Source organism: Streptomyces sp. S6 (assembly GCF_054880855.1).
The window spans coordinates 1-6475 of the sequence record NZ_JBTYMC010000344.1 but is presented as its reverse complement, the minus strand read 5'-3'; the positions used below and the strand labels follow the sequence as shown (position 1 = coordinate 6475).

At 74.2% G+C, this 6475-nt stretch carries 6 protein-coding genes; 4 read left to right on the top strand and 2 right to left on the bottom strand.

Annotated elements, in window-relative coordinates:
- The first annotated feature begins 54 nt into the window (after positions 1-54).
- Complete coding sequence (locus ACVNF4_RS30555) at positions 55-2256, top strand: glycoside hydrolase family 31 protein (RefSeq protein WP_461806126.1); 2202 nt, start codon at positions 55-57, stop codon at positions 2254-2256.
- A gap of 263 nt (positions 2257-2519) precedes the next feature.
- On the opposite strand, the gene ACVNF4_RS30550 is transcribed toward ACVNF4_RS30555, so the two are convergent.
- Together ACVNF4_RS30550 and ACVNF4_RS30545 are read right to left on the bottom strand one after the other, a co-directional pair.
- Complete coding sequence (locus tag ACVNF4_RS30550; RefSeq protein WP_461806123.1) at positions 2520-3056, bottom strand: NUDIX domain-containing protein; 537 nt, start codon at positions 3054-3056, stop codon at positions 2520-2522.
- 47 nt (positions 3057-3103) lie between these two features.
- Positions 3104-3904: a M15 family metallopeptidase gene (locus ACVNF4_RS30545; protein WP_461806122.1), complete on the bottom strand. Its 801-nt coding sequence runs from the start codon at positions 3902-3904 to the stop codon at positions 3104-3106.
- A gap of 102 nt (positions 3905-4006) precedes the next feature.
- Between ACVNF4_RS30545 and ACVNF4_RS30540 the strand changes: the two genes are divergently transcribed.
- The 3 genes from ACVNF4_RS30540 to ACVNF4_RS30530 form a co-directional block, all read left to right on the top strand.
- Positions 4007-4444 (top strand): Zn-ribbon domain-containing OB-fold protein, encoded by a 438-nt coding sequence (locus ACVNF4_RS30540; protein WP_461806125.1) that lies wholly within the window; start codon positions 4007-4009, stop codon positions 4442-4444.
- Entirely contained in the window at positions 4441-5631 is a 1191-nt protein-coding gene (locus ACVNF4_RS30535) for a lipid-transfer protein (protein WP_461806124.1), read from the top strand. Before ACVNF4_RS30540 ends, ACVNF4_RS30535 begins: the two co-directional genes overlap by 4 nt.
- A gap of 143 nt (positions 5632-5774) precedes the next feature.
- Positions 5775-6475 (top strand): EAL domain-containing protein (locus ACVNF4_RS30530; RefSeq protein WP_461806121.1); only part of this gene is annotated, 701 nt, incomplete at its 3' end.

Sequence of the window (6475 nt, the reverse complement as noted above, 5' to 3'; positions counted from 1 at the left end):
ACCGAGACGATCGCCGTGTGCCGGGTCCAGGGCAGGGTGTCGTCATCGGTGGCGGTGCGGGGGGCCGAGCCGGGGCCCGGCGGGGGCGTCGTCCGGTTCGAGCGGTCGGAGCTGCGGATCGTCGTGGCGGCGGGCGGGGCCGTGTTCTGGGGCTGGGACGGCGCGGAGCCTGAGCCGTCGTACGCGCTGGCCGGCTGTCCCGAGCCCGATCCGCGCGCGGTGCTGGAGCCGGACAAGGACGGCGGCTGGCGGGTGGTGGCCGAGCGGGCGACGGTGTCGGTGTCGCGGCACGGCGCGATCGAGGTGTGCACGCCGGGCGGGGTGCTGCTGCGGCGGGATCTGCCGCCGCGCTGGTGGGAGCCGGTGGACGGGGGTCCCGCGCGGTGGATGCAGCGGTCCGAGGTGGCGGCCGACGCGCGGTTCTTCGGGCTCGGCGGGCGGGCGGCCGGACCCCGGCTGCGGGCGGGGACGTACCGGCTGTGGAACACGGATCCGGGGGGTTCGTTCGGGCCGGGGGACGATCCGCTGTACGTGACGATGCCGGTCCAGATGGTCGTCGCGGACGCGGGCACGCACCTGGTGTTCCACGACACGTCCTGGGACGGTTCGGTGACGCTCCGGGAGGGCGAGGAGGGGGCCGGCTCGGGGCACGACCGGGGCGGTTCGTGCGAGGTGCGGATGGAGGGCGGTCCGCTGCGCTGCTGGGTCGTCGTCGGCACTCCCGCGCGCGTGCTGCTCGGCTGGGCGTCGCTGACGGGCGCTCCCGCGCTGCCGCCGTCCTGGGCTCTCGGGTATCACCACGCGCGGTGGGGTTTCGGCAGCGAGCAGGAGGTGCGCCGGATCGTCGACGGCTACCGGGAGCACGGGCTGCCGCTGGACGCCGTGCATCTGGACATCGACCACTTCGACGGCCATCAGGTGTTCACCGTCGACCAGGAGCGGTTCCCGAAACTGCCGCAGTTCGCGCAGGAGCTGCGCCAAGGCGGGGTGCGGCTGGTGTCGATCGTCGACCCCGCGGTGCGCGCGGAGCCGGGGAACGAGGTGTACGACGCGGGGACGGCTCTGGACGCGTTCGTGCGGGACGCCTCCGGGCAGGTGGTGCGCGGGGTGGTGTGGCCCGGGGAGTCGGTGTTCCCGGACTTCACGCACGCGCGGGTGCGCGCCTGGTGGGGCGAGTTGTACGCGGAGCGCCTCGCGCAGGGGTTCTCGGGGTTCTGGCACGACATGAACGAGCCGACGTCGTTCGCGGCGTTCGGGGACACGACGCTGCCCCGGTCGGCGCGGCACGACCTGGAGGGGCGCGGCGGCGACCATCGCGAGGCGCACAACGTGTACGCGCTGTGCATGGCCAGGGCGGGCTACGAGGGCGTGCGGGCGCTGGTGCCCGAGGAGCGGCCGTTCGTGTTCTCCCGGTCGGGCTGGGCGGGTCTCCAGCGGTACGGCGGGGCCTGGTCGGGGGACGTCTCGACGAGCTGGCCGGGGCTGCGGGCGTCGCTGGCGCTGGTGCTGGGGCTCGGACTGTGCGGGATCCCGTACTCGGGGCCGGACGTCGGCGGGTTCGACGGGAGTCCGTCTCCGGAGCTGTACCTGCGCTGGTTCCAGCTGGGGGCGTATCTGCCGCTGTTCCGGACGCACGCGGCGATCAGGGCGGGGCGCCGGGAGCCGTGGGAGTTCGGTCCCGAGGTGCTGGCGCACGCGCGCGAGGCGCTGCTGGAGCGGCGGCGGCTGACGCCGTACTTCGTGACGCTGGCGCATCTGGCGCGGCGGACCGGGGCGCCCTACGCGCGTCCCCTGTGGTGGGGTGCGCCGGAGGACCGGGCGCTGCGGGACTGCGAGGACGCGTTCCTGCTGGGCGACTGTCTGCTGGTGGCCCCGGTGCTGGCGCCGAACGTGGACCGGCGTGCGGTGCGGCTGCCCCGGGGGCGCTGGTACGACACGGCGACGGAGGAGTCGTACGAGGGGCCGGGGCAGGTGCTGCTGGACGCTCCGGCGGGGCGGATCCCGGTGCTCGCGCGCGCGGGTACGGTGATTCCGGTGCGGGCGGCCGACGGCGGGATCGAGCTGGAGGTGTGGGCGCCCGCCCGGGGGCGGACGGGCGGCGGCCTGGTGGTGCGGGACGCGGGCGACGGCTGGGACGAGCCGGAGATGGAGCGGTACGTCACCCGTTGGGAGGGGGCGCGAGTCGTCGTCGAGCGGGAGGGCGAGGACGGTGTGCTCGAACCGTCCCACCCGGTGCGGCTGCGGGGTCTCGGCTAGGGCCTGCCGTTTGGATCACGCCGGTTTCGAGTTACGGTGCCTTCTCGACGCCGGTGAGCGGGGTGTGGTGCGTGCAGCTGCAAGGCGCGGAGGAGGGAGTCGACGCGGCGCGATGGGGGTCCCTCCCTGTTCGAGCGAAGCCGAGAACTTGGGGGAGACCGACGACAACGCCTGGGGGTCCCCCCTGCTCGGAGAGCTTGGGGGAGTGCGTGCCACACCCCGCGGCCCAGGCGTGATCCAAACGACAGGCCCTGACCGCGGGCTCAGATGTAGCGGCCCTCGAAGAAGGCCCGTACGGCGATGGTGTGCAGGGGGAAGGCCAGTTCCTCGGGGCGTCGCAGGAGCTGCCAGCCGTCCGTCTCGTCGGTGGCGGCGGGCGCCGGCAGGCGGTCGGCGGGGCGCTCCGGGAGCAGGCCGAACAGCAGGAGGTGGCCGTCGGGGGCGCTCATGGCGTCGGCGAGGCGGACGTCGCGGCTCGCCGCGTCGATGCCCGTCTCCTCCTTGAGCTCGCGGACGACGGCGTGCTTCCAGTCCTCGCGGTCGTCGATGAAGCCGCCGGGCAGGGCGATGCCCCCGCGCGCGGGCTCGACGGTCCGCTTGACGACGACCAGGGCGGTGCCCTGCGTGTCGTACACGGGCTGGAGGGCGATGCCGACCGGCAGGGGGTTGCGGTAGTGCACGGTGGAGCAGGCCGGGCAGATGCGGGGCCAGCCGGTGACGCCCTCCCCGAAGGGGGCTCCGCAGCTCGAACAGTGGCTGTTCCGTGCGGAGTTCGAAGTGGTGTGCTGAGTTTGTGACACGCGGCGGACTGTATCGGATCGCGGGGAGGGCGTCTCGCCTACCGGTTTCAATCCCCCCTGGTGAGCGACTTGTCCGCCACCGGGAAGTCGAAGTAGGTGTCCGGGTGGGGCTCCGGCTTGAAGGTGTAGTGCCACCATTCCTCGGCGAGGTTCACGAAACCGAGGCCCTCAAGAGTGCTCTTCAGCAACAGGCGGTTGGAGCGTTGCACTCCCTGGATGCGTGGGTCGAGGGTGTGGGACAGCGTGTCGAAGCAGTCGAACCCGGTCCCCATGTCGACGGAGTTGTCCGGAAAGCGCTCCCATCGGGGCGCGTGACAGGGCACCAGGGGTTCGCCCGGGAAGTAGGGGCGGGTCGGGAGGGCGGGGAGCCGGACGAGGGTGAGGTCCAGGGTGGAGCCCCGGCTGTGGCCGGACTTCGCGGCGATGTAGCCGTCCGTGAAGAGGCGGGTCTTGTCGACGTCCGGGTAGAACTCGCCCTTCATCGTCTGGTCGTCGAGGTCCTCGGCCCAGCGCACGAAGTGGTCGACCGCGCGCTGCGGGCGGTAGCAGTCGTAGACCTTGAGGGTGTAGCCCCTGCGCAGGAGTTTCGTCTGCGCGCGGTGGAGGGCCGCGGCGGCGGGGCGGGTGAGGATGCACAGGGGCTCGCGGTAGCCGTCGATACGCGTGCCGGTGAAGTTGTGCCGGGTGGTGTAGCGCATCTCCTGGAGGATCGTCGGGTCGACCGCGCGCAGGGCGACGAAGTCGGCGGGGGCTTTGGGTTCGGCCCCGGCGGTGGCCGTCGTGGGGGCGAGGAGCGCGGCGAGCAGGGCGGTGAGCGCGGTGAGGGCACCGCGGAGCGGTCGCTTCATGCCGTGCACACTTCCCCGGCCGGGCCCTGCCCATTTGCGGGCGGCCGTGACACACTCCTGACGTTCCGTCAGATCTCGGTGCGGGGAGGTCTCGTGGCACGTGTGCGCAAGCCTGCGGTGGACGGCTGGTTCACCGGGGACGGGGACGGCTTCAGACTGCTCGGGACGCGCTGTTCGGCCTGCGCGTCGGTGTTCTTCCCCCGGGAGGACGTCCACTGCCGCAACCCCGGCTGCGGGGGCGGCGAACTGGCCGAGGTCGCCCTGTCGCGGCGCGGGCGGGTGTGGTCGTACACCGACTGCCGCTACCGGCCGCCGTCACCCTATGTGAGCGACCGGGAACTTCCGTGGGAGCCGTACGCGTTGGTCGCGGTAGAGCTGGCGGCGGAACGGATGGTGGTGCTGGGGCAGGCGGCGCCCGGGGTGGGGGTCGGGGAGCTGGCGGTGGGCGTGGAGGTCGAGGTGGTGCCGGGGGTGCTGAGCGAGGACGGGGAGACGGTGTGGACGACGTGGAACTGGCGGCCGGTGGAGGTGGGGGCATGACGGCGGAGGTGGCGGTGCTGGGCGTGGGGATGCACCCCTGGGGCAAGTGGGGGCGCGGCTTCACCGAGTACGGCGTGACGGCCGCGCGGGCGGCGCTCGCCGACGCGGGGCTCGACTGGCGGGACGTGGACGCGGTGGTCGGCGCGGACACCGTGCGGGGCGGCTATCCGGGGTTCGTCGCGGGGGCGACGTTCGCGCGGGCCCTGGGCTGGCAGGGGGCGCGGGTGACGAGCGTGTACGCGGCCTGCGCGTCCGGGGCGCAGGCGATCGACGTGGCGCGCGCGAGGATCCTCGCCGGGCTCTCCCGGGTGGTGCTGGTCGTGGGCGCGGACGCCGCCCCCAAGGGGTTCTTCCGCCCTGCCGGGGGCGACCGCCCCGAGGACCCGGACTGGCTGCGCTTCCGCCTCCTCGGAGCGACGAACCCGGCGTACTTCGGCCTGTACGCGCGCAGGCGCATGGCGGTGTACGGCGACACCCTGGAGGACTTCACGCAGGTCAAGGTGAAGAACGCGGCCCTGGGCGCCCTGAACCCGAACGCCCGCTACCGCGCGCGGGTGACGCCCGAGGAGGTCGCCGCCTCCCCCGTCGTCGCCGATCCGCTGCGGCTGCTGGACATCTGCGCCACCTCGGACGGCGGGGCGGCCCTCGTGCTGGCCGGCGCCGAGTTCGCGCGCGGGCGGGGCACGCCCGAGCCGGTCCGCATCCGCGCGGTGTCGACGGTGACGCCCCGGTACCCCACCCAGGTGCTCGACCTCCCGGACGTCGCCACCGACTCCGCCGCCGGCGTCGAGCCGTCCGGGGAGTCCCTGCGGGCGGCCATCGTGCGGGCCGCGTACGAGGAGGCCGGCCTCGGTCCGGAGGACCTGTCGCTGGCGGAGGTGTACGACCTGTCGACGGCCCTGGAACTCCAGTGGTACGAGGACCTCGGTCTGTGCGGCGAGGGCGAGGGCGCCAAGCTGCTGCGGGACGGGGCGACGGCGCTCGGCGGCCGGACTCCGGTGAACGTCAGCGGCGGGCTGGCGTCCTTCGGGGAGGCGGTGCCGGCCCAGGCGATCGCCCAGGTGTGCGAGCTGACCTGGCAGTTGAGGGGCGAGGCCGGCGGACGGCAGGTGGCGGGCGCGCGCGTGGGGATCGCCGCGAACCAGGGGCTGTTCGGGCACGGGTCGGCGGTGGTCGCGGTGCGATGAGGGGGTTCGCGGGGCGGGACAGGTCCCCCGATGTCCCGGAGGGGGCGCGAATGTCCTGGAGGGGGGCGCGAAATGGCCGGAAAACCGCGTGAACGGCTCATGAACTGCGCGCGGGCGTGCGCCGGGCACGTCATCATGCTGCTGTGAGCCTCAGGTCGGATACTCTCCGGTTCGCCTTCCAGCCGGTGGTCAACCTCACCACCAGGTCCGTGGCCGCGTTGGAGGTGCTCGCCCGCCCCGAGGGCGGCGACGTCCTCGCCGAGGCCGGGCGCGACCCCGGACTCGACGTCCGGCTCGCCGTGTCGGCGGTCCGCGCCGCCGCGCACCGGGAGACGCTGCTGCCCCTGCACGTCAACGTGTTCGCGGGCACCCTCGCCGACCTCGGCGGCCTCACCCCGGTGCACGACGCGGTGCGGCAGGCCGGGCGGCTGCCCTGGGAGGTCACCCTGGACGTCGTCCCGCCGCACACGCACGTGCCCCGGGCGGCGCTGCTGGAGGCCGTGGGCGGGCTGCGCGAGCTGGGGTTCCGGGTCGCGGTGGACGGCGTGGGCGACGGTGACGTCCCGCTGCGGCTGCTCGTGGACCTCGCGCCGGACCTGCTGAAGCTGGACGCGTCGCTGCTGGCGCGTCCCGCCGCCGTCCGGGCGATGCGCACCCTGTGCGACGAGCTGGGGGCGCTGCTGGTGGTGGAGGGAGTGGAGACTGAGCGGCAGTACGAGGCGGCGCTCGCGGCGGGCGCGCAGTGGGCGCAGGGCGACCTGTTCGCGCCGCCCTCACGGCTGCCCGTCGCGGACGTGTACGTCCCGCCGCACCCCCTCGGCGGTGTGCCCGCGCTGCCGTCGGG

Excerpts from the sequence above, each read along its gene's own strand:
- ACVNF4_RS30545 (WP_461806122.1), bottom strand. The coding sequence starts at position 3,904 with ATGAAGCGACCGCTCCGCGGTGCCCTCACCGCGCTCACCGCCCTGCTC.
- ACVNF4_RS30535 (WP_461806124.1), top strand. The coding sequence starts at position 4,441 with ATGACGGCGGAGGTGGCGGTGCTGGGCGTGGGGATGCACCCCTGGGGC.